This window comes from Desulfomicrobium macestii (genome assembly GCF_014873765.1).
In the GTDB taxonomy this organism is placed as follows: domain Bacteria; phylum Desulfobacterota; class Desulfovibrionia; order Desulfovibrionales; family Desulfomicrobiaceae; genus Desulfomicrobium; species Desulfomicrobium macestii.
Genome location: NZ_JADBGG010000006.1, coordinates 82,680 through 105,079 on the forward strand (window position 1 = coordinate 82,680; position 22,400 = coordinate 105,079).

At 63.7% G+C, this 22,400-nt stretch carries 17 protein-coding genes and 1 other RNA gene; 16 read left to right on the forward strand and 2 right to left on the reverse strand.

The genetic code is table 11. The features are described from left to right. Positions 1-11: 11 nt before the first annotated feature. A complete protein-coding gene (locus H4684_RS05675; RefSeq protein WP_092192806.1) occupies positions 12-1,013 on the forward strand; it encodes a tetratricopeptide repeat protein in 1,002 nt (333 codons plus the stop codon). A 17-nt stretch (positions 1,014-1,030) separates the two neighbouring features. Further along, positions 1,031-1,744 carry a hypothetical protein gene (locus tag H4684_RS05680; RefSeq protein ID WP_192623119.1) on the forward strand — a complete coding sequence of 238 codons (714 nt, stop codon included), beginning with the start codon at positions 1,031-1,033 and terminating at the stop codon, positions 1,742-1,744. Positions 1,745-1,830: 86 nt separating this feature from the next. On the opposite strand, the gene H4684_RS05685 is transcribed toward H4684_RS05680, so the two are convergent. After that, positions 1,831-4,020 carry a SulP family inorganic anion transporter gene (locus H4684_RS05685; protein WP_192623120.1) on the reverse strand — a complete coding sequence of 730 codons (2,190 nt, stop codon included), beginning with the start codon at positions 4,018-4,020 and terminating at the stop codon, positions 1,831-1,833. A 244-nt stretch (positions 4,021-4,264) separates the two neighbouring features. On the opposite strand from H4684_RS05685, the gene H4684_RS05690 reads away from it, so the two are divergent. The 9 genes from H4684_RS05690 (at position 4,265) to H4684_RS05730 (ending at position 16,708) form a co-directional block, all read left to right on the forward strand. Beyond that, a complete protein-coding gene (locus H4684_RS05690; protein WP_192623121.1) occupies positions 4,265-5,485 on the forward strand; it encodes an MFS transporter in 1,221 nt (406 codons plus the stop codon). Beyond that, a complete protein-coding gene (locus tag H4684_RS05695; protein WP_192623122.1) occupies positions 5,482-6,522 on the forward strand; it encodes a GNAT family N-acetyltransferase in 1,041 nt (346 codons plus the stop codon). Before H4684_RS05690 ends, H4684_RS05695 begins: the two co-directional genes overlap by 4 nt. A 90-nt stretch (positions 6,523-6,612) precedes the next feature. After that, on the forward strand, positions 6,613-8,910 hold the full coding sequence (locus H4684_RS05700; RefSeq protein ID WP_192623123.1) for a xanthine dehydrogenase family protein molybdopterin-binding subunit: 2,298 nt from the start codon (positions 6,613-6,615) through the stop codon (positions 8,908-8,910). Next, positions 8,907-9,362 (forward strand): (2Fe-2S)-binding protein, encoded by a 456-nt coding sequence (locus H4684_RS05705; RefSeq protein WP_092192818.1) that lies wholly within the window; start codon positions 8,907-8,909, stop codon positions 9,360-9,362. The genes H4684_RS05700 and H4684_RS05705 overlap by 4 nt, the downstream gene beginning before the upstream one ends. Next, positions 9,359-10,189 carry an FAD binding domain-containing protein gene (locus H4684_RS05710; RefSeq protein WP_192623124.1) on the forward strand — a complete coding sequence of 277 codons (831 nt, stop codon included), beginning with the start codon at positions 9,359-9,361 and terminating at the stop codon, positions 10,187-10,189. The genes H4684_RS05705 and H4684_RS05710 overlap by 4 nt, the downstream gene beginning before the upstream one ends. 111 nt (positions 10,190-10,300) lie before the next feature. Next, entirely contained in the window at positions 10,301-11,602 is a 1,302-nt protein-coding gene (locus H4684_RS05715) for a hypothetical protein (protein WP_192623125.1), read from the forward strand. Beyond that, a complete protein-coding gene (hisC, locus tag H4684_RS05720) occupies positions 11,589-12,695 on the forward strand; it encodes a histidinol-phosphate transaminase (protein ID WP_192623126.1) in 1,107 nt (368 codons plus the stop codon). The genes H4684_RS05715 and hisC overlap by 14 nt, the downstream gene beginning before the upstream one ends. 106 nt (positions 12,696-12,801) lie before the next feature. Continuing rightward, positions 12,802-15,246: an SLC13 family permease gene (locus tag H4684_RS05725; protein WP_225940272.1), complete on the forward strand. Its 2,445-nt coding sequence runs from the start codon at positions 12,802-12,804 to the stop codon at positions 15,244-15,246. 448 nt (positions 15,247-15,694) lie between these two features. Beyond that, positions 15,695-16,708: a TerC family protein gene (locus tag H4684_RS05730; protein ID WP_192623127.1), complete on the forward strand. Its 1,014-nt coding sequence runs from the start codon at positions 15,695-15,697 to the stop codon at positions 16,706-16,708. 75 nt (positions 16,709-16,783) lie between these two features. On the opposite strand, the gene H4684_RS05735 is transcribed toward H4684_RS05730, so the two are convergent. After that, on the reverse strand, positions 16,784-17,140 hold the full coding sequence (locus H4684_RS05735; protein ID WP_092192830.1) for a hypothetical protein: 357 nt from the start codon (positions 17,138-17,140) through the stop codon (positions 16,784-16,786). Positions 17,141-17,628: 488 nt separating this feature from the next. Here H4684_RS05735 and H4684_RS05740 point away from each other — a divergent pair, with 488 nt between their 5' ends. The 5 genes from H4684_RS05740 (at position 17,629) to gltX (ending at position 22,398) form a co-directional block, all read left to right on the forward strand. After that, complete coding sequence (locus tag H4684_RS05740) at positions 17,629-18,588, forward strand: Nif3-like dinuclear metal center hexameric protein (RefSeq protein ID WP_192623128.1); 960 nt, start codon at positions 17,629-17,631, stop codon at positions 18,586-18,588. A 54-nt stretch (positions 18,589-18,642) separates the two neighbouring features. Further along, the gene (locus tag H4684_RS05745) at positions 18,643-19,374 is read left to right on the forward strand and encodes a zinc ribbon domain-containing protein (protein WP_092192834.1); all 732 of its coding nucleotides are present in this window, start codon (positions 18,643-18,645) and stop codon (positions 19,372-19,374) included. An 11-nt stretch (positions 19,375-19,385) separates the two neighbouring features. Beyond that, positions 19,386-19,742: RNase P RNA component class A (gene rnpB, locus H4684_RS05750), an RNA gene on the forward strand. A gap of 8 nt (positions 19,743-19,750) precedes the next feature. Next, the gene (ispD, locus tag H4684_RS05755) at positions 19,751-20,941 is read left to right on the forward strand and encodes a 2-C-methyl-D-erythritol 4-phosphate cytidylyltransferase (RefSeq protein ID WP_192623129.1); all 1,191 of its coding nucleotides are present in this window, start codon (positions 19,751-19,753) and stop codon (positions 20,939-20,941) included. Continuing rightward, positions 20,938-22,398: a glutamate--tRNA ligase gene (gene gltX, locus H4684_RS05760; RefSeq protein ID WP_192623130.1), complete on the forward strand. Its 1,461-nt coding sequence runs from the start codon at positions 20,938-20,940 to the stop codon at positions 22,396-22,398. The genes ispD and gltX overlap by 4 nt, the downstream gene beginning before the upstream one ends. Positions 22,399-22,400: the final 2 nt, after the last annotated feature.

A 22,400-nucleotide genomic window follows, 5' to 3' on the forward strand; every position in this document is an offset into this window, starting at 1 on the left:
ATTGGTTTGACATGAAAAAAATCATCCGACTCCTCGCTCTCGTGCTGCTGGCAGCGTCCATCCAAGGCTGCGCGACCATGGATACGGCCGTCCGGAAAATCCAGGGGGAATACCACCAGGTTCAGGGACAATATTACCTGAACAGAGGCGATTTCGCTGCCGGACGCGCCGCCTTCGCCCCCAGGGTGGCCCAGTTTCCCGAAGATCCGGAGCTCAACTACTTCATGGCGCGCTTCGAACTGGGAACGGACAAGCCCGAAGCCGCGCTTCCCTTCATCCAGAAAGCCGTAAAGCTGTCCCCGGCCAACGCCGACTACCGGTTCTGGGAAGGCGTGACCTACTGGGCCCTCATGAAGCCGGACAGGGAGCGGGCCGCCTATGAAAAGGCCCTGGCCATCGACCCGGACCACCTCTCGGCGAACCTCTACCTCGCGCACAACATGCTCGACCGGGGCAAAAACGCCGAAGCCCTCCGGCTCTACGACAAGACGCTCTCCCTGAACCCGGAGGAGCCCCAGGCCATGTTCAACAGGGCTGTAACCCTGGAGCGCATGAAACGTGACAGGGAGATGAAGCTGGCCGTGCACCGCTACCTGGAGATCTACCCGGACGCCCCCCTTGCGCGGCAGGGAGTCCGGATGCTGAACACGGCCAGCGACTTCACGTGGCGCAACCACGTCATCGGCCTGCGCACCATCTCCCTGCGGGCCGTGGATTTCCTGCCCGATAGCGCGACACTGACCGAAAGCGCCGAAGCATCCCTGAAGAGCATCGGCGAAATCCTGTCCAAAAAGACGGACCTGAGCGTCCACGTCGTCGCCTACGTCAAAGGCGACAAGACCCTGGCCAGGCTGCGCGCCCTGGCCGTCAGAAATTTCGTCAGCCGCGAATACCCGAAAATCGCCCCGGAGCGCCTCGCGCCGAGCTGGTTCGACAAGCCCGAAAGCATCAAAACGGACGGCAGGACCCACAGCCTGACCCAATCCGTCAACATCTTCACCAAGGTTCAATGATCCCAGGAGGTTTTACCATGAACAGCATCCTTCGTCTTCTTCTGTCCGGCCTCATCCTCATGGCCCTTTCGGCCTTTCCGGTCCTGGCCCAGGCGGCGGATGAACCGACCGACGATCCCGACGCCGTGTCATCCCTGAGCAACCCGACCCAGGCGGCCAAGGCGGAAGGTTTGGCTGCCGCCGCCACGGAAAAGGCCGCCGAAGCGCTCGACACGGCGACGGCAGATCTCGGCGAAGCCCAGGCCGCCTACGATTCAGCGGTCGCTGCCGCTGATCCGGTCGCCATGGAACAGGCTGAGGCAGCCCTGACGGCAGCTACAGGAGCATACAACGAAGCTCTGGCAGACGCAGCCGGAGTGACCGCCGCTGAAGTCGGAGCCATGCGCGCCGAAGGCCTTGGTTGGGGAGAAATCGCCCATGAACTCGGCGTCCACCCCAGCACCATCGGCCAGAGCGTCGCGAACCAGAACCGCAATCGCAACATGAACCAGCAGGGCAAGGAATACGGCGTGACCGCCCGCAACACGGCCACGGGCAAGTCCTCCAAGGAGTCGCTCTCCGCTTCCGGCAAAAGCAACAACGCCGGCGGCAACGGCCAGGGCAATTCCGGAGGCATGGGCGGAGGGAATGCCGGCGGCAAGGGCGGAGGAAATGGCGGAGGCAACGGAGGCGGTAATGGTGGAGGAAACGGCGGCGGTAATGGCGGAGGAAACGGCGGCGGAAAGAAGTAGCACCTTTCATCTTCGTTGATGATTACTCAAGGGATCGGACAACTTGTCCGGTCCCTTTGCTTTTTGAATGAGTCTTCCCCCGCAGGTTATGCGGGACAGTCCATTATGTAACGGTCCAGCTGCAGGGCGAGAGCGGGGGCTTGCTGTTCGAGCTGATTACGGGCTTCCGCCGTGAGCACGGCTATGCGACATATCCCGTCCGCTTCCATATGTTCCTTGGCGATGCAGGAACCGAAAGCCGCCTTGGGAGCGACAACGGCCCCGGCATCGTAATGCGCAAGACGGGAATTTTTGTCCGTGGTTCTGGAAGTTGCAGAACCCCACATGATCAGATGCATGCCTTCGTACGCAGCCCCCTGCGCGACAATGACATCGCCTTCTTCGTAAGATCGTTCCGTGAGCCACGGAGCAAGCTGTTCCACCAGCGCTTCAAAAATGCTCAGCCTGTCCAGGTGGGCCATCATGTCGTCCACAGTCTGCTCGAAAAGGTTATCTTTTGCCGACGCCTGAGTTTCCAGGATCTGCTCGAATTTTTCCAGGATGGTGTCTTCGCAAAGCTCAAGTCCCTGATCGAGGTCAACCGTGAAGCGAATCCCCTCCAAGACCGCCGGGGCAAGCGCTCGTGACAGCGTATCGATGAAACGATTGGTCGGGCTGGCAATCACGATCGGAATCATTGCCGTGTGCGCAGCCTGAATGACGCGCTGGAGAGCATTGACGGAAGATACGTCAAATCCCGAAACGCCGGAAAAATCCAAGAGCATGCACCATGGGCGGGGAGAAGCGCTCAATCCGGCCTTGAGCTCTTCGCTCAGGCGAGCGGCGGAACCAAAGAACAGATAGCCGCTCAGCTGGTATCCCTGAAGTCTGTTCCCGTTCGTCTGCAGGATGGTGCGATTGGGAATTGAGCGGTTTTTGCGACTGTGTCGCATGGCGCCATTGAACCTTTCCCTGATGACATCGATCCTGCTGAAACGAATGATGAAAAGTACCGTGGTGATCAGCAGGCCGATTCCCACTCCCTTGAGGAATCCCAGAAGGCAGATGGACAGAAAAATGCTCCCCAGCACAAGATAGTCCTGAAGGGGAAGCTTGCGGTATGTGCTGTAGAGCCAGTTATCCATGATATCGATGCCAAGGAAGACAAGCAGGCCGCCGAGAACAGGCAGGGGGAAAAACTCCAGCGCCGCGCCACCGACAAAGAGAACCGCGGCGACAACGGCCGCGGCCACAAGCCCTGCCAGACGGGTGTAGGCACCCGTCATCCGGCAGAGGAGGGAAAGCGAGAGCGCGTGGGCTCCGGGGGAACTGCCGCCCAGTGCGCCGGCAATGTTTGCCAGACCGACGTTACGAAATTCCTTGTTGAAATCAACGTCAACGCCTCCCCCAAGGTCGATGCCGCTCACGTTCAGCAGGAGCCCAATGAGGGTGACCAGAAAAACGGCGCCCATGACGGGCAACTGCTCCAGCACGACATCCCAGCGCACCAGGCCGAGTTCGGCCGGGCTAAAGGCGGGCCAGAGGCCAGTGGCCGGCACGCCGGAAAGAAGAAAGCCTGTTGACCTAGCTTCGGCCAGTGACATCCCGGCGACCTGGAATGCAACATAATAGACCGCAGTCACGACCAGCAGCGATGCAGGCAGGATGAGAAAATGCGGCCAGCGTTTCAGCACAAGCCAAAGAAGAACGGCATACAGGGCGCCTGGCCCCCACTTCAGAAGCAGTGATGCATCCAAGAGGCTCTTCATCGTGTCGAAATTGACGTCCATACCGCTCATGACCGAAAGGCCGCCCAGGGTGAGAAGCCATCCTCCGCCTGCCAGAAAGCCGCCTACAACAGGGTAGGGCATGAAGCGGAACAAGTTGGTCAGTCTGAAATGGCCGATTGCCGTCAGCGCCAGGCCGGTGGCGAGAGTAGCCGAACCGATGGAGGCGACCATGGTCATGAACGTCGCTTCCGGCGACGCCATTCCCATGGCTGCGACTACCGAAGGGCCCATGCCTGCGAGGACAGCCACCGGAGCGTCCTGCGGCAAGCATATGACGGATCGGAAGGAACTGGTCAGGGCGAGGAGGATACCCATGACAACCGCGCCGAAAAGCAGCAGCCCCGATGCTCGCGTCGCAAGCGGTGCAAGCGAGCCTGAGAAAATCATGGCGCTCAGGGAGACCTCGATGACGACAATGAGAACGCCAATGACACAGCCGAGCGCCAGCGCAGGGACGACTTTTTGCGACAACAGGTCGTCCGCAAGTTCCTTGAGTAGTGATTTCATGCTCGTCTCCTCCAAGAAACATATGTCATGACAGGGTGTTAACGCAATGCATATTCGTTCGATCCAAAAAAGCGCATGTTCATCCTGCGCCGTGGGCAAGGTGCCACGGCATCTTGCCCGCCACCCTTCGTCAATCATTTCCGTCAATGGGAGGATCGATTCGCCGCAAGGATAATTCTTCGCTGGCAAAAGACTGCCAAGCCCGTTAAGGACTGCACATCCGCAACCGTATCAGGAAGATGCAATGTCCCCGAACGCCGCCCTCTTCTCGTACCCCTTCGTGTCCCTGTGTCTGGTGGCCCTGTTCGGGTTCGGCAACATCGCCGTTTTCTACGGCCTCTATCCCTACCTCATATCCATGGGCATCTCGCCCTTCTGGGCTGGTTGGATTCTCGCCCTCGAACCCCTGGCGGCCTTCGTGCTGCGCCCATTCATCAGCCCCTGGCTCGGACCGGGCAACGCTTTGCCTGTCATGCGCGCAAGCCTGGTCATGATCGCTCTCGCCCTTCTTGGATACGCCTGGGCCCAAAGCCTTCCCGCGCTCATCTGCCTGCGCGTCTTCCACGGAGCGGCCTTCGTGAGCTTGGTCTCGGCCACCACCGCCCTGCTCGTGCATTTCATACCGCCGTCCAGAAGCGGCCAGGGCTTCGGCCTCTTTTCCCTGACCACCATGCTGCCCTTTGCCGTCATGCCCCCGCTCATGGAATACCTGCTCCGGATCGTCCCCGACGCCGGGCACGCCTATGCCTGGGTCTCCCTCATGACCCTGCCTGCCCTGGCGCTCCTTGCGCCCCTCGGTCCCCATGCACGGCAGGCACGGGAAAAAGAGAGGCAAATCTCATCCGGGCAGGCTTCGACCGGGCTCGCCGACATCGGGTCAGCCTTGAAAAACCCCGGGGTGCCCCTCGTCCTGGGCGCGGGCCTGCTGACATTTCTCGGCTCCACTCTGCTCTTCTTCTTCATGAAGGACTTCGGGGCGAGCCTTGGCATGGCCAACGCGGGTCTTTTCTTCACCGTGTCCACGGGAGCCACCATTGCCGTACGCCTGTTCGTCAGCGCCCGCTTCGACAGGATGGACAAGCGCCGGACCCTGATGCTCACGTTCCTCGTCCTGGCGGGATGCTACGCGTCCTACTCCCTGGTCGCATCGCCCCTGCCCTTCCTGCTCGCGGCCGGTCTTTTCGGCGCCTGCATGGGCGTGGCCATGCCGCTTCTGCAATCGACCCTCTTTCACCTGGCCGACCCGTCCAAGCGCGGCCTGACCGCCAACCTCATGCTGTCCACCATGGATGCCGGATATGTCCTGGGCCCGTACCTCGGCGGCATGATGCTCGGCATGGGCCTGTCCCACGCGGCCCTGTTCCGGCTCTCGGCGCTGCTGGCCCTTGGCGCCTTACTGCTGATCCGCCAGACCGGACAACCGTCCCCGGCCACCATCAACCCTTCCCACGGGAGAACCCCATGACCCGCACCCGAAAGGAAAACCTGGAGCGCCTGCGCGCCAACCCCGGAACCGTCGAACCCGGCCAGAGCGTCGAGGTCGGCCCATTCCGGCCCGAAGACGCCGAAGGCGTGGCCAGGCTCTATTTCGCCATCTACGGAGAGAACTTCCCCCTGGACTACGTCTACGACCCCGAACAGATCGCGGGCGCCAACGCAGGGCCGGACCTCCACCAGTTCGTGGCCCGCACGCAGGCAGGGGACGTGGTCGGGATGACGGCCCTCTTTCGGGTGGCGCCGAATCCGAACATCATGGAGTCCGGCGGACTCATGATCCTGCCGGCCTATCGGGGAGGAACCCTGACAGTGCGCATGACCAAAGCCTCCCTGGCCACCCTTCCGGAGGAGCTGGGCCTCAACGCCGTCTTTGGCCAAAGCGTGTGCGACCACCTCATCAGTCAGAAGCTGGCTCGCCATTTCTCCTCTCCTGCCTACGCCCTGGAGATGGAAGCCATGCCCCCCAGACCCGAAGGCAGCACCGACGGCATCGGGGGAAAAATTTCCCTGCTGGACGAACTGCGCATCTATCGGGATGTGCCCCACACGGTGTACCTGCCCGAACGGTTTGCCGGCTTTCTCGCGGACCTGTACGCCAAACACGGTCTGGAGAGATCCTTCGGCGCGGCCGGACCAGCCAGCGGACGGACGCGCTCCGGCGTGACGACCATGGATGGGGCATCCCTGGCAAAACTCCTGGTCGACGAACCCGGCGCGGATCTCGGCGAGACCATTGACGCCTTCGAGGGCGGGCATCCCGGACGGCATGCCTACCAGCTGCAACTGCCCCTGGCCCATCCGGGACTGTCTGCGGCTGCGGAAACGGCCCGCGAGCACGGCTACTTCTTCGGTGGGCTCCTGCCTCTGTGGACCGGCACCGACGTGCTGCTGCTGCAAAAGCTCACCTCGGACCCCGACTTCTCGCTTCCGCTGCTGCTGACCGACGAGGCCAGGGAACTCATGGAGCGCATCCGCTCGGACTGGGCCGCCCTGCCCGGTCGGTAAAAGGAAAAGACCGGGCGGCGGCCCCGCGAGTTGACACAAAGCCCTTTTCTTTCGCACTGTTTGGCACTTTTTCAGCCCAAGGATGTGTCCATGTCTCATGAACCTTACGATATCGGTCCCGCACGCCCCCGCCTGGACGCCCTGGCCAAGGCGTGCGGCACGGAGCGTTTCAGCGCCGACAGCTACCCGCCCGGCCTGCTCTGGGCCGGAGCCAGACGCTGCGGCGTGCCCCACGGCATCCTGCGCGGCGTCGATGCAGCCAAAGCCAGGGCCCTGCCCGGTGTGCACGCCGTCCTGACCCGCGAAGACGTGCCCGGATCGAACCGGCAGGGCATCGTGCACAAGGACATGCCCGTGCTGTGCGGAACCAGGGTCCGCCATTGCGGAGACCCCGTGGCCCTCGTGGTGGCGGAATCACGCGAAGTGCTGCGGGAGGCCCTGGCCCTCGTCCGCGTGGACATCGAGCCCCTGCAGACCCTGGCCGACATGGACGCGGCCCTGGCGCCGGGTGCCCCGCTCATCCACGAGACCCACGGCTCCAACATCCTCCTGGCCGCCGAAATCCGCAAAGGGGACGCCGAAGAGGCCCTGGCGCAGTGCGATGTGGTCCTGGAGGAAACCTACTTCACCCCGGCCCAGGCCCACGCCTTTCTGGAAACCGAAAACGGCCTGGCCCGCCTGGACGAGGACGGCATCCTGCATCTGACCGTCTCCACCCAGGCCCCTTTCCGCGACCGCTTCGAGATCGGCCACGCCCTGGGCGTTGAGCCCTGGAAGATCCGCGTCCACAGCCCTTTTCTTGGCGGCGGATTCGGCGGCAAGGACGGGGCCACGGTGCAGTGCCTCCTGGGACTTGCCGCCCTGCGCCTCCCGGGGCGGACCATCAAGATGTGGTGGGACAGGGAGGAAAGCTTCCTGGCCGGTTACAAGCGCCACGCGGCCCGGATGCACTACCGGCTGGGAGCCATGAACGACGGCACGCTCAAAAGCGTGGTCTGTCATCTGTGGTACGACACCGGTGCCTACGCCCATCTGGGCGGCGAAATCATGGAACTGGGCATGGAGCACGCCGCCGGGCCCTACCGGGTGGAGCACATGGATTGCCGAGGCATGTGCGTCTACACCAACAACCCCGTGGCCGGGGCCTTCCGGGGCTTTGGCGTGGCCCAGACCAGCCTGGCCTTCGAGGGCATGATGGACCGACTGGCCGACCGGCTCGGGCGGGATCGCCTGGACCTGCGCCGCCAGAACGCCCTGCGTCGCGGAGACCGCAACTGCGCGGGCGTCACGCTGACCTCCTCCGTGGGCCTTGACGAGTGCCTGCGCCGCGTCCAGGGCCACGAACTCTGGACCACGCGCCACGCCTGGAAAAAGGACGCCCCCGCGTTCACCCGACGCGGCGTCGGCATCGCCGCCGTCTTCAACGGCATGGGCTACGGCCGGGGGCTGGCCGACAACGCCATCGCCAAGATCGAGCTGACCCCGGACGGACGCTTCGTCATCTACAGCGGCGTCCCGGACATGGGCCAGGGCAACGCCTCCACCTTCGCCCAGATCGCGGGCGAAATGCTCTGCCAGGACGCCGGACGCCTCGAAGTCATCCAGCCGGACACGGAACGCTCCCACCCCTCGGGCTCGGCCTCGGCCGGCCGGACCACCTACACTTTCGGCCAGGCGCTGATCAAGGCCTGCGAGCTGATGACGACCAAGCTCGTCCGCCGCGCGGCGCTGGCCCTCATGATCGACGAGCCCGGCGGCTTCACCCTGGTGCCCGGAGCGGTCAGACACCTGCCCACGGGCAAGGAGTTGCCCCTGACGGTCATGGGCGCCATGCTGCCCCGCGACGACCGCGTCTGCGTGGCCGAATACCTCATGCCCGTCTCCCGCGAGGTGCCGGACACGGGCAGGGATTTTCCCCTCGGCTTCCCGCACCTGATCTTCCCCTTCGCCGCGCATCTGGTGCGCGTCGAGGTCGACGAACTCACCGGGCTGGTGCGGGTCTGCGACTATCTAGCGGCCACTGACGGCGGCCGCGTCCTGAACCCCCAGAACTTCCACCAGCAGATCGAGGGGGCCGTGGCCCAGGGCCTCGGCTTCGCCCTGATGGAAGGTTTTGGAACCGAAAACGCCCGCATCACCACCCCGGATCTTTCGACCTACCTCATCCCCACCTGCCTGGACCTGCCGGACACGCAGTCCGTGGCCGTGGAAACGCTGGAGCACAGCGGTCCCTTCGGCATGAAGGGCGTGGGCGAGGTGGGCATGAACGGGCCGCTGCCGGCGGTGGCCTCGGCTCTGTCCGACGCCCTGGGCGCGCACATAGTCCGCGCCCCCGTCACGCCGGCCATGATCCTCGAACTTCTGGCCTCACGCGGAGCACATTCATGATCATCCGTTTTTGCATCAACGGCCGGGACACGGAACTGGACGTGCGCGGCGACGAGCGCGCCGTGGACCTCCTGCGCGAAAGGCTCGGACTGACCGGCACCAAGGAAGGCTGCGGAACCGGCGAATGCGGCGCTTGCGCCATCCTGATAAACGGACGGGCCCGCCTGTCCTGCCTGACGCTGGCGGCCCAGCTCGACGGCCAGAATCTGACCACCATCGAGGGCCTCGGCAGCCTGGAGACGCCCCACGCCCTGCAACGGTCCTTTGCCGAGCACGGCGCCGTGCAGTGCGGGTTCTGCACGCCGGGCATGGTCGTAGCCGCCGCCGACCTCCTGGCCCGCGACCCGCATCCCGGACGCGAGACCATTCGCGAGGCCCTGTCCGGAAACCTCTGCCGCTGCACGGGCTACACCCGCATCCTCGATGCGGTGCACAAGGTGGAAAAACCATGAGCGTCTACCTGCCCGGGACCTTGAACGAACTCTGGAACCTTCTCGACGAACCGGACACCGCCGTCATGGCGGGAGGCACGGACTACCTCGTGCGGCGCAGGGCCGATAAATCCAGCGCACAGATCTGCTGTCTTGAACGCATCCCCGCGCTGCGTGGTCTGGAAGCGCAGGGCGGTGTCCTGGAGATCGGCGCGGCCACGACCCTGACCGACCTGCTGGAATCCGGAATCGTCGCCGCCCGATTGCCCATGCTTCACCAGGCCGTGCGCCAGCTGGGATCTCCCCTGGTGCGCAACCAGGCCACCCTGGGCGGAAACCTCTGCACGGCTTCTCCTGCCGGGGACACCCTCCCCACCCTGTACGCCCTTGGGGCGCGGGTGGCGCTCCTGTCTCGTGACGCAGAACGGGTCCTGGACGTGACGGAGTTCATCACCGGCCCCGGCCGGACCGTTCTCGAATCCGGCGAGATCCTGACGCGCGTGATCATCCCGTTGCCTGATCCGGACGCAGTACAGCATTTCGAGAAGGTCGGCAGGCGCCAGGCCCTGGCCATCAGCGTGGCCAGCATGGCCGCCCTGCTGCACCTGGACGGTGACATCGTCCGGGACGTCCGCCTGGCCTTCGGCAGCGTAGCCCCCACGGTGCTGCGCTGCCCCGAGGCCGAGTCCTGGCTGACAGGCCGTGCCCTGACCTCCGACAACCTGGGCCACGCGGCCGACCTCGTGCGCGCGACCGTACGCCCCATCGACGACGTGCGGGCCACGGCGGACTACCGCCGTCAGGTGGCGGGCAACCTGATCCTGCGTCTGGAGGGGCACAGGCCATGAAAGCGCTTCTTCCGGCACTGCTGCTGGCGTTGGCCAAAAAGGTACCTACCGCCACTGCGACAACATGAATGAATTCGGGGCCTGCTTCGCGCTGCCCAAGGAAGAGCAAACATGACCAATCAACGGACCATAACCCTGCGCCTGCACGCGGACACGGCCTGGATTCGCATGGTCCAGGGCGTGGCCGAACAGTGCGGCACGGTTTTCGGCCTGGATCACGGTAAGACCCTGCGCCTGATCATGGCGGTGGAAGAAATTCTGGTCTACCTGGCCGACCTCACGCCGCAGGCTCCCCTGGAACTGAATTTGACGCCCGGCGCCAGCCATGTCGATACGACCTTCTCCTTCGCGGCCAGGGATGCCGACCTCTGGGCCATGAACATCACCGCCTGCGGGGCCGACTGCACCGAAGAGAACATCCAGGCCATGGGACTGCTCCTGGCCGCACGCATGAGCGACGGCCTGGACGTGCGCCGCGACGGCGCGAACGTGATCCTGCGCCTGCGCCTGGACCGCTCCTATCCAGACCTTGAAACGCGGCAGAGCGAACGCTTCGCGCCCCGAGGGGAAGTGCTGTTCCAGCCCGCCCTCGACCCGAGCAGGATCAAGGAGGCCTGCGCCCTGGCCACGGCGCTCTATCCCGAAGCAGCGGTGCCGCAGGCGTTCAGAACCCCCGGCAAGGTGGTCGACCAGATTCTGGGAGGCGAGCTTTCCGGAGCCATGGCGCTGGACCAGGGCGGAAATGTGTGCGGCTTCATGACCTGGAGCCCGCGTTCCGCCACCAGCGTGTCCTTCTGCGGGCCTTATGTCTTCACCAGCAAGAGGACCGCCGTCGCGCGCGGATTGACCGAGCATCTCGTCGGCGCCGTGGCCCGGACTCCCGTCTCGGCCATACTGAGCCAGCTGCCCACGGAAGACCTGCCCCGGGAGGATGTCGAGCTGCTGGGGACCCTGCCCCTGCTCGCGGCCGACGGCACCCCCTGCCCCATGCCAATCTGGTACCGGGGCATGCGCGAGGACAACGGACTGGCGGTCTGGACACACCCGGAGCTGGAGGGATTTCTGCGCACGGCATACGAGCAGCTTTTCCTCATGCGCGACATCCACGCCGTCTCGCACCAGGGCGAACAGGTGGCCGGGCGCTCCGTCTTTGCCACGTCCTTCCAGCCCGAGGCCAGCCAGGCGCTGCTCATCCCCATGCTCGACGGGGCCGACGCCTCGGGCACCCTGCACGGACACGTCCAGTTGCTCCTGTCCGAAGGGTACCGCAACATCCTGGTCCACCTCGACCTGGCCCACGGCTGGCAGGCGGCTCTGGCCCCGGCCCTGCTGAAGAACGGCTTTCAACCCCGCGTCCTGCTCCCCCATGCGGGACAGGCGGACGTTTTGGTGCTGCAGCATGCTGGATCTTGAACGACTGGTGCCGGCCCACGTCCGGAGCTTCGAGGTCTATACGCCGAGCAAACCCGATCAGGAGCTGATGCGCCTCTTCCGGGTCGACCACCTGCACCGTCTCAACAACAACGAGAATCCCCTGGGCCCCCCGCCCGAAGCGGCCCGGATCGTCCAGGGTTTCCCGCCCCGCCTGACACCCATCTACCCCAGCGGCGACGCCTACGCCCTGCGCCAGATCCTGGCCGGGCGCTTCGCCAAGTCGCCGGACCAGTTTCTGGTCGGCAATGGCTCGTGCGAGGTGATCTCCAGTGTCATCAAGGCCTTTTGCGCCGAGGGCGACAACATCGTCACGGCGGACAGGACCTTTGCCGTGTACGAGTGGGTGGCCAAGTTTTCGGGCATAGAGGCCAGGCTCACCCCCCTCAAGGATTTCGGTTTCGACCCGGACGCCATGCTCGCCGCCCGCGACGAGCGCACCAAGATCGTGTTCGTCTGCAACCCCAACAACCCCACGGGCACCTGGTGGGACACGGCCACCCTGCGCCGCTTCCTGGACACGGTGGACAGCCGCCAGATCGTCGTCCTGGACGAGGCGTATTTCGAATTCGTGGACCAGATCGGCTTTCCGGACGGCATGAAACTGCTGGAGCAGTATCCCAACCTGGTCGTCTTTCGCACCTTCTCGAAGATGTACGCGCTGGCCGCCCTGCGCATCGGCTACCTGTGCAGTTCCCCGGCGGTGGTCGACATCATCCGCCGCACCCACGTGGTCTATTCGGTCAATTCCCTCGCGCAGCAGGCCGCCGCGGCAGCCATGGAAAACGACGGGCCCTTCATTGCCGCGACCCGCGCCATGGTGGCCGCCGGCAAGGAGAAAGTCCTGACATTGTGCGGGGAACTGGGCCTGACCTGCCAGTGCGGCGAGGGCAACTTCGTCATGATCCGCGTTCCCACCTCCGACACCCTGCTCTACCGCAAGCTCATGGCCAAGGGCGTCATGATCCGCACCATGACGGGCTTTCGCTTCCCGGGCTGGATCAGGGTCAGCCTGGCGCGGGAGGATGTAATGGAGGAGTTCTGCAGGGCCATGCTGGGCGTGCTTCGCCCCTGAGAGAGTGGCGACCTACAGAACCCTGTGCCGCTCTCTCACCATCGGAAATCCGGTACAAACGCCCTTTGGGCATTTTCCCGCTTGACCCCGTCAGGGGTGCCGCGCCATGTATTCCCTTCCATGCGGGAGCCCGGCTACGCCCGTCTTCCCGCGCCCGGGGCACGACCCCGCCAAGAACATCGCCCCCTACAGCCTCACGGAGTTTGCACAGATCATGCTGTCCCTCTTCATTCTCCTGTTCATAGTCCTCGCCGCCTTGGTCCTCTTCATCGGCGGCTGGCTGCCTGCCGATGTGGTCGGGATCATGGTCCTCGCCGCCCTGGCCCTGACCGGCCTGGTCTCCCCGGAAGAGGCCGTGGCCGGATTCAGCAGCCCCGCGGTCATCACCGTGCTGGCCATGTTCGTCCTTTCGGCCGGTCTGACCCGCACGGGCGTGGCCTACCGCATCGGCCAGCCCCTGCAACACTTCGCGCGCAAGGGCGAAGCCGTGCTGATCGTGGTGCTCATGACTGCGGCCGGGCTCCTTTCGGCCCTCATCAACACCACCACCGTGGCCGTCATCCTGCTGCCCGCGACCATGGACCTGGCCCGCCGCAGCGGCCTGCCACCGGCGCGCCTGCTCATGCCCATGGCGCTCGGTTGCCTGCTCGGCGGACCCTTCACGGGCATCTCAACGCCTCCCAACATCCTGGCCACCAACGCCCTGCGCGCCGCCGGACTGACGCCCTTCAAGATTTTCGATTTCACGCCGATCACCGGCGCTCTGGTCGTGGCCGGCATCGCCTTCGTGGTCCTGCTCGGCAAGCGCCTGCTGCCCAAGGGCGCTGCGTCGGGAGATCAAAAAAAAGGCATCGAGTCCGCCTACGAGATCGGATCGCACATCTTCACCATCGAACTTCCCTCGACATCGCCACTGGTGGGCCGCAGCCTGACCGAAAGCCGCCTGGGCTCAGCCCTGTACCTGACCGTGGTCGGCCTGCAACGCGCCGGTGAACTGATTCTCTCCCCCCGGGCGCAGGAGACATTGCGCGCCAATGATATCGTCATCGTCCACGGCCAGTCGGATCAGGTCAGCCATTTTCGCGGCAGCAGACATCTGCGGGTCGAGCAGCCCGGACCCGAGACCGACGAAATCATCCGGCGCCTGGGCACGGCCTCGGTCCGCATCGGTAAGGGGTCGCCGCTCATCGGCCGTACCCTGGCCGAGAGCGGGCTGCGCCGGGATCACCGCGTGCATGTGCTGGCGCTGGGTTCCCCCACAGGCGAATGCCTGCGCGAAGTCCGCCGCCATCGTTTCGAGGAGGGGGACGGCCTCGTGCTCCAGGGCGAACACAAGACCCTTGAAGCCCTGGCGGACACCAGCCTCGTCGAACTCGTGGCACCGCTGACGGAAGGACCGGCCGATGCGTCGGTTTGCGAACTGCTCAGCCTCTGTTCCGTGAGGGTGCCGGAAGGATCGGTGCTGGCCGGACGCAACCTGGTGGAAAGCCGCCTGGGCAATGCCTTCGGCCTGACTGTGGTGGGCCTGGTTCGGGAAGGGAATGTGACCTGCCTGCCCGCCCCGGAAGAAACGGTCCAGCCCGGCGACCTGCTCGTGGTCCAGGGTCTGGCGCGGGACATCGACGTGTTCGAGGGCCTGCAGGAGCTTGAAATTTCGGAGCAATCGTCGCGACTGGCAGCCGAACTGGAATCCCAGCAGATCGGCATGACCGAGGTGCTGCTCTCGCCCCGCACTACCCTGGCCGGAAAAACCCTGAACGATCTGCTCTTCCGCGACCATTACGGGCTGAGCGTTCTGGCCGTGCTGCGCAAGGGCCGGGCCTGCCGCTCGGGCCTGCAGGACATGCCCCTGCAGTTCGGCGATGCGCTGCTGGTGTACGGACCGCGACAGAACCTGGAGGCCGTGGCCCGCGACCACGACTTCCTGGTGCTGGACCAGGAAGCGGCCCAAGCCCCGCGCCTGCACAAGGCCCCCCTGGCCGCCCTGATCATGGCGACCGTGCTCCTGAGCGCCATCCTGGGTTTCGTGCCCATCGCCATCGCGGCCCTGGCCGGAATGGCGGCCATGGTCGTTGTCGGATGCCTGACCATGGAGGAGGCCTATCACTCCATCGAATGGAAGGTGATCTTTCTCATCGCCGGCATGCTCCCTCTTGGCTTGGCCATCGAAAACACCGGGGCGGCGCGGATGGGGGCGGAGGCGCTCATCGGCATGGTGGGCGACCTTGGTCCGCGCTGGGTGGTGGCCGCGCTGTTCGGAGTGACGGTGCTCGGCACGCAGGTCATCCCCACGGCGGCTCTCGTGGTGCTCATGGCGCCCGTGGCCCTGGGCGCAGCCACGGCGCTCGGCATTTCGCCGCAACTCTTGATGATGACCATAGCCATGGCCGCTTCGGCGAGTTTCGCGAGCCCTCTTTCACACCCGGCGCATCTCTTGGTCATGGGGCCCGGAGGCTACAAATTCATGGATTACGTCAAGGTCGGCGCGCCCTTGACTCTCGTGGTCATGGCCGTGTCGGTCTGGCTGCTGCCCATCCTGTGGCCGGCGTGAACGAGCTTGCGCTGCCCCGATTTTCCGCAGTGTTTCGCCCAAAAATTCCGGCTTGACGATTCCAGGGGGCTGTCTATATCTTTCTTTTTTTGAAGGGGAGTAGCTCCTCAAGACAAGGTCAACATCACTGGCGCGAAAGCGCTTGGCCTTGTCGTCGGATCCCACCGATGAGCAAGACCTTCAGCACGACAAACCGTGCTGGAGGTCTTTTTTTTTGGACCTCCGGCCAATCTTCGGAGGTTTCATGAACAAAAATATATCCTCTCAAAATCCGGACCGCCGGACAATGTCCAGCCCCGATCCACCCGTTCCTTGCCGCCGGACCCGAGGGTTGTCCCCGGGACAAGGCGATGCGTCGCAAGCCTGAACCTGTTTCAGATTTTCCACATGTAAAAACCCGTGGGGGCTTTGGTTGCCCCTGTCCGCATAACGGATTCTGGAGAAAGAAATGAACACATTGCTTTTGTGGATCGGATTTCATGTTTTCATCATTGCGCTGCTGCTTTTCGACCTTGGCGTGGTGCAGCGCAAGAACAGGGAGATGAGCGTCGGTACCGCCCTGTGGGTGAGTCTGGGCTATGTCGTCCTGGCGCTTCTTTTCGGGGCGGGAGTCTATTTCTTCAGAGGCCCTCAGGCCGGACTTGAATTTCTGACCGGATATTTCATCGAGAAGAGCCTGAGCGTGGACAACATCTTTGTCTTCCTGCTCATCTTTCTGCATTTCTCGGTGACCAAATCCAACCAGCGACGAATTCTCTTCTGGGGCATCCTGGGGGCGCTGGCCATGCGCGCCACGCTCATCATCGCCGGAGCCAGCGCCATCGCGACCTTTCACTGGCTGCTCTATGTCTTCGGCATCCTGCTCATCGCCTCGGGCATCAAGATGCTGGTCACCATCAACCAGGAACCGGACCTCTCGCGCAACCGCATCGCCCGGTTCATGCGCAGCCATTTCCGGGTCACCGAAGACTTCGAGGGCGACAGGTTCTGGGTCCGGCGCGACGGTCTTCTGTACATGACGCCCCTGTTCATGGTCCTGATCATCGTCGAGGTCTCGGACGTCATCTTCGCCATCGACTCCATCCCGGCCATCCTGGCCATCAGCAAGGACACGTTCATCGTCTATTCATCCAACGTGTTCGCCATTCTCGGGCTGCGGGCTCTGTATTTCGCCCTGGCCGGAGTGATTCACCGCTTCCACTACCTCAAGTACGGGCTGTCCTTCGTGCTTGTCCTGGTGGGCGCCAAGATGACCGTGAACACCTATTACGGGACCAAGATCATCACCACCGAAATGGCGCTCCTGGCCACCGCGTGTCTCATCGGCGGCTCCATGCTCTACTCCATGTACCGCACCAGGGAACTGCCCGAATCCGAAAGGAAGAAATCCATGCGCTGGTGGATTCCGGGTACTCCGGCCCGCAAGGAGACCATCGAGGATCAAAAAACGGATGTGAACTGAAAAACCGGACGCGCATCCTGAAAAGACGCATGGAAAAAGGATGCGCGTCCAATGATCGCAAAAAGACGCTCGCGCCTACTGCATCACCACCCAGCCATCGGGCCCCTTTACGAAACGCACCGTCGTCATCTCCTTGGAGCGCCCGGCAATCGGAACGGTCATGTCGACTTCGACGTCGCAGACAAAACCGGGCGCCTCCTTGGCCTGCGTGCAGCCGATCTTCTTCACGGCATGAAGCTCCGTCTTCCCCAGCGAATCGGTAAACGCCTTGCCCGCTCCGCCGAACAGTTTTCCGGCCTCGTCGAGGCTTTGAGCGGTCTTGGCCAAGTCCTTCTCGAAGGCGGCCCGGATGTCGGCCTCGGACGGCTCGCCGGAGCAGCCCACGGCAAAAAGCGACACGGCAAACAGGATTCCCGTCAACATGAATTTCATTTTATCCCTCCAGTGGTTACTGATACAGCGATACCTTGATCATCTCGCAGGCGAATACTGGCTTTAAACGGGGCGGTTGTCCAATTTCCTCCTTCTCGTTCGGTGGCCCCGGAGACACCCGCGCGATCGGGACATGCATGTCCACCTGCCGCAACGGCGACATTCTCCCCAAGAACCGTTGACTTCCACGCCGCCCTATGCTCAAGGTTCCGCTCCCGGGCGCGCCTGCCTGGGCGGACCACGCGGCATGCCGTTAACGAAAGCCGGAACATGCGCAAGGCCCGGCTGTTTTTCAAGGGTGCGCCCCGAAAACAGAATTCCCGACGACTCAAGGCTCCGGCCACGCAAGGCCTGAGCCTTTTTCGTTGTGCACCGCATTGACATCACGGGGACTGGTTACTAAGTTTTCAACTTTCCCTGTCCACCGGACGTGCCTATCGGGCCTGTCGGCTGGACGGCACAACGACCCGGATTTCCTACGGAGTTCCATGCATCCCTCGACCCTGATCTCGCGCATCGAAACCACGGCCCCGCTCCAGCTGGCGGCGTCATGGGACAAATGCGGCGTGCAGATCGCCTCTGCCGCCTCCGAAATCAGGACCGTGTGCGTGACCCTGGACCCCAGTGTCGAGACGGTGCGCCGGGCGGTGGAGCATGAGGCGGATTTTCTGCTCTGTCACCACCCGCTGAGCCTCGCGCCCAGGCTGCCGAGCCGCCTCGATGACTTCCACGAGGTGCTGAGCCTGAGCCTCAAGAACTCCATGTGGCTCTACAGCGCGCACACCTCTCTGGACGCCAATCCGCATGGTCCGGTCAATTGGCTGGGGCAGGCCCTCAAGATGCAGGACATGCGCATCCTCGAGGTGACCCGCCGCGAAACGCCGAGCCTGCTGCGCCTGGCCGATTCGGCCATGCAGGAAAGAGTCCGGGATTTTGCAGACTCCGTCACCCGCCGAGATGGACAAATGGAGGAATACCTCCTCTGGCCGGAAGAAAGCGCCGCGTTCAAGGCCAGCCTCGATGCCGGGACGCCCTTGCAGGAGCTGGCCCTTGCCGCGCCGATCCGTGAATACGGTTTCGGATGCATCGGAACGCTGCCCAAGGCCCTGGGCTGGGATGAATTTTCAGCGCGGCTTACCGCCCTCGGGCTGCCTCTGTCGCGCATGGTGGGACAGGCGCCGGAAACCGTCACCCGGGTGGCCTATTGTCCCGGATCTGGAGCCGACCTTGGACCGGCCGCCTTCGCTAAAGGCGCGGACGTCTACCTGACCGGCGACGTCAAATACCATCAGGCCCAGGCCGTGCAGGATATCGGCCTGACCATCGACGTCGGTCATTTTTGCCTTGAAGAAACCATGATGCGCACCTGGAGCCGGAGCCTGGACCGCGAACTGTCCCCCGAGGGAGTCCGGGTCATCTTTCTGCAGGGGCGCGATCCCTTTGCCTGAATCTTCCCGGGAAGAACCCCGGAAAATTGATACGCTTTTGAGGAGGATGCTACCTTGAGTATTTATATGGAACAGATCGAGCAGCTGGTCGTGCTGCAGAAAGTGGATTCGGAGATGATCACCCTGGAGCGCATCCTCGAAGACGCGCCCAAGCAGCTGCGGAGCCTGCAGGAAAAACAGGCCTACCTCAAGCAGCAGCAGGACGTGATCCAGGAAAAGGTCGACGTGCTGATGGAGCAGAAGAGCCGCCTTGAGGGTGAGATCGAAAACGACACCCAGAAGGTCAAGAAGAGCAAGAACAAGCTCATGATGGTCGAGAACACCAAGGAATATCACGCCATGATGCGTGAGATGGACACCATGGAGAAGATGAACCGTTCCCGCGAGGAAGAGCGGGCCAATCTTCTTGCGGACCTTTCCGACCTCGAAGGTCGCAAGGAAGCCCTGCAGGGTGACATCGACAGCCTTGAAGAGACCATCACCGCCCAGCAGTCCACCCTGGATCAGGAACTGGCCGAGAAGCGCGCCCGCATCGAAATCCTGGAGAAGGAAAAGCGGAAGGCCTCCGAGGCTGTTCCCGCGCCCATTCTGACCCGCTACAATTTCATCCGCGACCGCATCCCGAATCCCGTCATCGTTCCGGTCAGCGAGGGCGTATGTCAGGGCTGCCATGTCGTCATCCCGCCCCAGGCTTTCATCGACCTGCAGAAGGGCGAGCAGATCCTGAGCTGTCCCAACTGCCTGCGTATCATTTTCTGGGAGCGTCATTTCTCGGGCAATGATTGATTTATTTTTGCGGAGCCGGACAGGCTGTCGCTGCCGGCCGCAAGGCCGGGAGAGGAAAGTCCGGACACCACAGGGCAGGATGCTGGATAACGTCCAGCGGGGGCGACCCCGGGACAGTGCCACAGAAACAAACCGCCCGGGCTTCATGCCCGGGTAAGGGTGAAAAGGTGGGGTAAGAGCCCACCAGTTGTCGCGGTGACGCGGCAAGCTAGGTAAACCCCATCCGGTGCAAGACCAAATAGGAAGGTGACCGGCCCGGTCGCGACCCTTCGGGTAGGTTGCTGGAGACGGCGGGTAACCGCCGCCCTAGAGGAATGACAGCCGCCCGGCAACGGGCACAGAATCCGGCTTATCGTCCGGCTCCGTATTTTTGATAATGACACACTCACTATGGACCATAATCCTGGCCGCGGGCCAGGGTTCGCGTCTGGCCGCCTCCACGGGCGGCACACGCAAACAGTTTCTGCACCATGAGGGACATCCCCTCTATTGGCGCAGCGTTCTGACCATGTCCGCAGTCCCTGAACTTGCGGGCGTGGTCCTCGTTTTTCCGCCCCGGGAACTGGAGCAGCGCTCCGCCGAACTGGAAAGCCTCAAAAACATCTCGGACCCCGGTGTCCGCATCCTGACCACCGGCGGCGGCGACAGACGCCAGGACTCCGTGCGCCTGGGCCTGGCAGCGCTGCCCCGGGATTGCACCCGTGTACTGGTGCACGACAGCGCGCGCCCCTTTTTCTCGCCCGCCCTGGTGCAGGCTCTGCTGGCCGGATTGACGGACGACGTCTGTGGAGTCATCCCCGCCATCCCCGTCACGGACACGATCAAGCAGGTCGAAAACGACCTTGTCCTGGCCACGCTCCCGCGCGAAACAATGCGCGCGGTCCAGACGCCGCAGCTCTTCCCGGCCGCCCTGCTGCGCCGGGTTCATGAACAGGCCTTGAACGAAGACTGGACCGTCACGGACGACGCCAGCATGATCGAACGCGCCGGATACGGCGTCCGGATCGTGCCCGGTGAAACCGCCAATCTGAAGATCACAACCCCGGAGGACCTGCGCGTGCTTGCTACTCCCGCCCCCCTGCCCGTGCCCTGCACCGGATTCGGCTACGACGTGCACGCCTATGGCGGCAACCGGCCCATGGTGCTGGGCGGCATGCCCATCGCCGGGGCCCCCTTCGTCAAAGCCCACTCCGATGGCGACGTGCTCCTACACGCCCTCTGCGACGCCATCCTCGGATGCCTCGGCCTTGGGGATATCGGCGAACATTTCCCGGACAGCGACGATCGCTTCGAGAACATCTCCTCCGGCATCCTGCTCTCGGAGGTCATGGACAAGGCTCGCGCCCTGGGGCTTTGCATCACCCATGTCGATCTGACCGTCATCGCCCAGATCCCCCGCCTGGCTCCGCACAAGGAAGCCATCCGCGGCAACGTGGCGCGCCTGCTTGAGCTTTGCGACCAGCAGGTCAACGTCAAGGCGACCACGGAAGAGCACCTGGGTTTCACCGGCCGCAAGGAAGGGATCAAGGCCGTGGCCGTGGTCACCGCCACAAGGAAGCAGGCATGAGCAATTTCAAGACCGGCGGCCCCTTCATCACCCGCTTCGCCCCCAGTCCCACGGGAGGGCTGCACCTTGGCAACGTGCGCACGGCCATCCTCAATCATCTTCTGGCCAGACAAAGCGGCGGAAAATTTCTGCTTCGTCTTGAAGACACGGATCAGGAACGCTCCACCTTCGCCGCCGAAGCCGCCATCCTGTGGTCCATGTCCTGGCTTGGGCTTGTGCCCGACGAACCGGTGCGTCACCAGAGCCTGCGCCTTCATCTCTACCGTCGCGCCGTTGACGGCCTGGTGGCCCAAGACCGCGCCTACCCCTGCTTCTGCACCGATGCCGAACTGGAACAGGACCGCAAGGAAGCCGCGGCCAGGAATCTTCCTCCCCGCTACAGCGGCCGCTGCGCCCGCATGTCACGCGATGAGCGCGCCGAGAGGCTGAACCGGGGCGACGCCCATGCCATCCGTTTCCGCCTGCCTGAAAAGCCGGAGGTCAGCTTCAAGGATCTCGTCAAGGGGCAGATTACCCTTCCGGCAGGCGCTTTCGGCGACTTCGTGCTGCTGCGCTCGAACGGCTGGCCCAGCTACAATCTGGCCGTGGTCGTCGACGACGCGGACATGGGCGTCAATCTGGTGCTGCGCGGCGAGGACCACCTGACCAACACGGCCCGTCAAATCCTGCTCTACGAAGCCCTTGGGCTCACGGCTCCGGCTTTCGCCCACCACGGCCTGCTCATGGACACGGACGGCAAGAAGCTTTCGAAGCGCAGCGGCGCCCTGAGCATTCCCGAATGCATGGAAATGGGTCTTGAACCTCTGGCCGTGGTCCAGTATCTGGCGTCCTTGTCCGGCGCCCTGCCCACCAAGAATCTTTTCGCCTCTCTTGACGAGATGGCCCGGGCCTTCAACCCCTTCGCGCTGGGCCGGGGCAACGCGGTCATGAGCCTCGACGAGCTGACGGCCCTGAGCGCGCGCGTTTTTCGGGCGGCGGATCCTGCGGATCAAATCCGGCAGCTAGACGAAACCTTGCCTGCCGAGAACGCCTGGCACGAATTCGATCCGCAAGTCCGCCTGCATCTGCTGGCCAGCCTGCGCGAAAATGCGGCGAACATGCATGAACTGCGCGCCCTGCTGCCTCTCTTCACGGAAAAAGAGGCCCGCTTCACCTCGGGGGCGCTGACCGAACTGGCCGAGAGCCTGCCGGTGCTTGCCGCCCTTGACCAGGCCATGTCCGCGCACAGTCCGGACTCGCGTCTGGAAAAGGACGCCGCCGGCGCCGTGTTGCGCAAAACGGGTGAAGAAGCCGGAGCCAAGGGCCGAAAACTCTACCACCCCATACGGCTGGCCCTGACCGGCAGCGAAAACGGCCCTGAGCTTGCCACGCTGCTTACGCTTTTGCCGGCCGGCCTGATCAGGGAGCGTGTACAAACGGTGCTGAACATATTTTCCCATTGCAACCACAAGGAATGAGC

Excerpts from the sequence above, each read along its gene's own strand:
- H4684_RS05725 (WP_225940272.1), top strand. The coding sequence starts at position 12,802 with ATGTATTCCCTTCCATGCGGGAGCCCGGCTACGCCCGTCTTCCCGCGC.
- H4684_RS05735 (WP_092192830.1), bottom strand. The coding sequence starts at position 17,140 with ATGAAATTCATGTTGACGGGAATCCTGTTTGCCGTGTCGCTTTTTGCC.
- ispD (WP_192623129.1), top strand. The coding sequence starts at position 19,751 with ATGACACACTCACTATGGACCATAATCCTGGCCGCGGGCCAGGGTTCG.
- H4684_RS05740 (WP_192623128.1), top strand. The coding sequence starts at position 17,629 with ATGCATCCCTCGACCCTGATCTCGCGCATCGAAACCACGGCCCCGCTC.
- H4684_RS05680 (WP_192623119.1), top strand. The coding sequence starts at position 1,031 with ATGAACAGCATCCTTCGTCTTCTTCTGTCCGGCCTCATCCTCATGGCC.
- H4684_RS05710 (WP_192623124.1), top strand. The coding sequence starts at position 9,359 with ATGAGCGTCTACCTGCCCGGGACCTTGAACGAACTCTGGAACCTTCTC.
- H4684_RS05715 (WP_192623125.1), top strand. The coding sequence starts at position 10,301 with ATGACCAATCAACGGACCATAACCCTGCGCCTGCACGCGGACACGGCC.
- H4684_RS05700 (WP_192623123.1), top strand. The coding sequence starts at position 6,613 with ATGTCTCATGAACCTTACGATATCGGTCCCGCACGCCCCCGCCTGGAC.
- H4684_RS05705 (WP_092192818.1), top strand. The coding sequence starts at position 8,907 with ATGATCATCCGTTTTTGCATCAACGGCCGGGACACGGAACTGGACGTG.
- H4684_RS05675 (WP_092192806.1), top strand. The coding sequence starts at position 12 with ATGAAAAAAATCATCCGACTCCTCGCTCTCGTGCTGCTGGCAGCGTCC.
- H4684_RS05730 (WP_192623127.1), top strand. The coding sequence starts at position 15,695 with ATGAACACATTGCTTTTGTGGATCGGATTTCATGTTTTCATCATTGCG.
- gltX (WP_192623130.1), top strand. The coding sequence starts at position 20,938 with ATGAGCAATTTCAAGACCGGCGGCCCCTTCATCACCCGCTTCGCCCCC.
- hisC (WP_192623126.1), top strand. The coding sequence starts at position 11,589 with ATGCTGGATCTTGAACGACTGGTGCCGGCCCACGTCCGGAGCTTCGAG.
- H4684_RS05685 (WP_192623120.1), bottom strand. The coding sequence starts at position 4,020 with ATGAAATCACTACTCAAGGAACTTGCGGACGACCTGTTGTCGCAAAAA.
- H4684_RS05695 (WP_192623122.1), top strand. The coding sequence starts at position 5,482 with ATGACCCGCACCCGAAAGGAAAACCTGGAGCGCCTGCGCGCCAACCCC.
- H4684_RS05690 (WP_192623121.1), top strand. The coding sequence starts at position 4,265 with ATGTCCCCGAACGCCGCCCTCTTCTCGTACCCCTTCGTGTCCCTGTGT.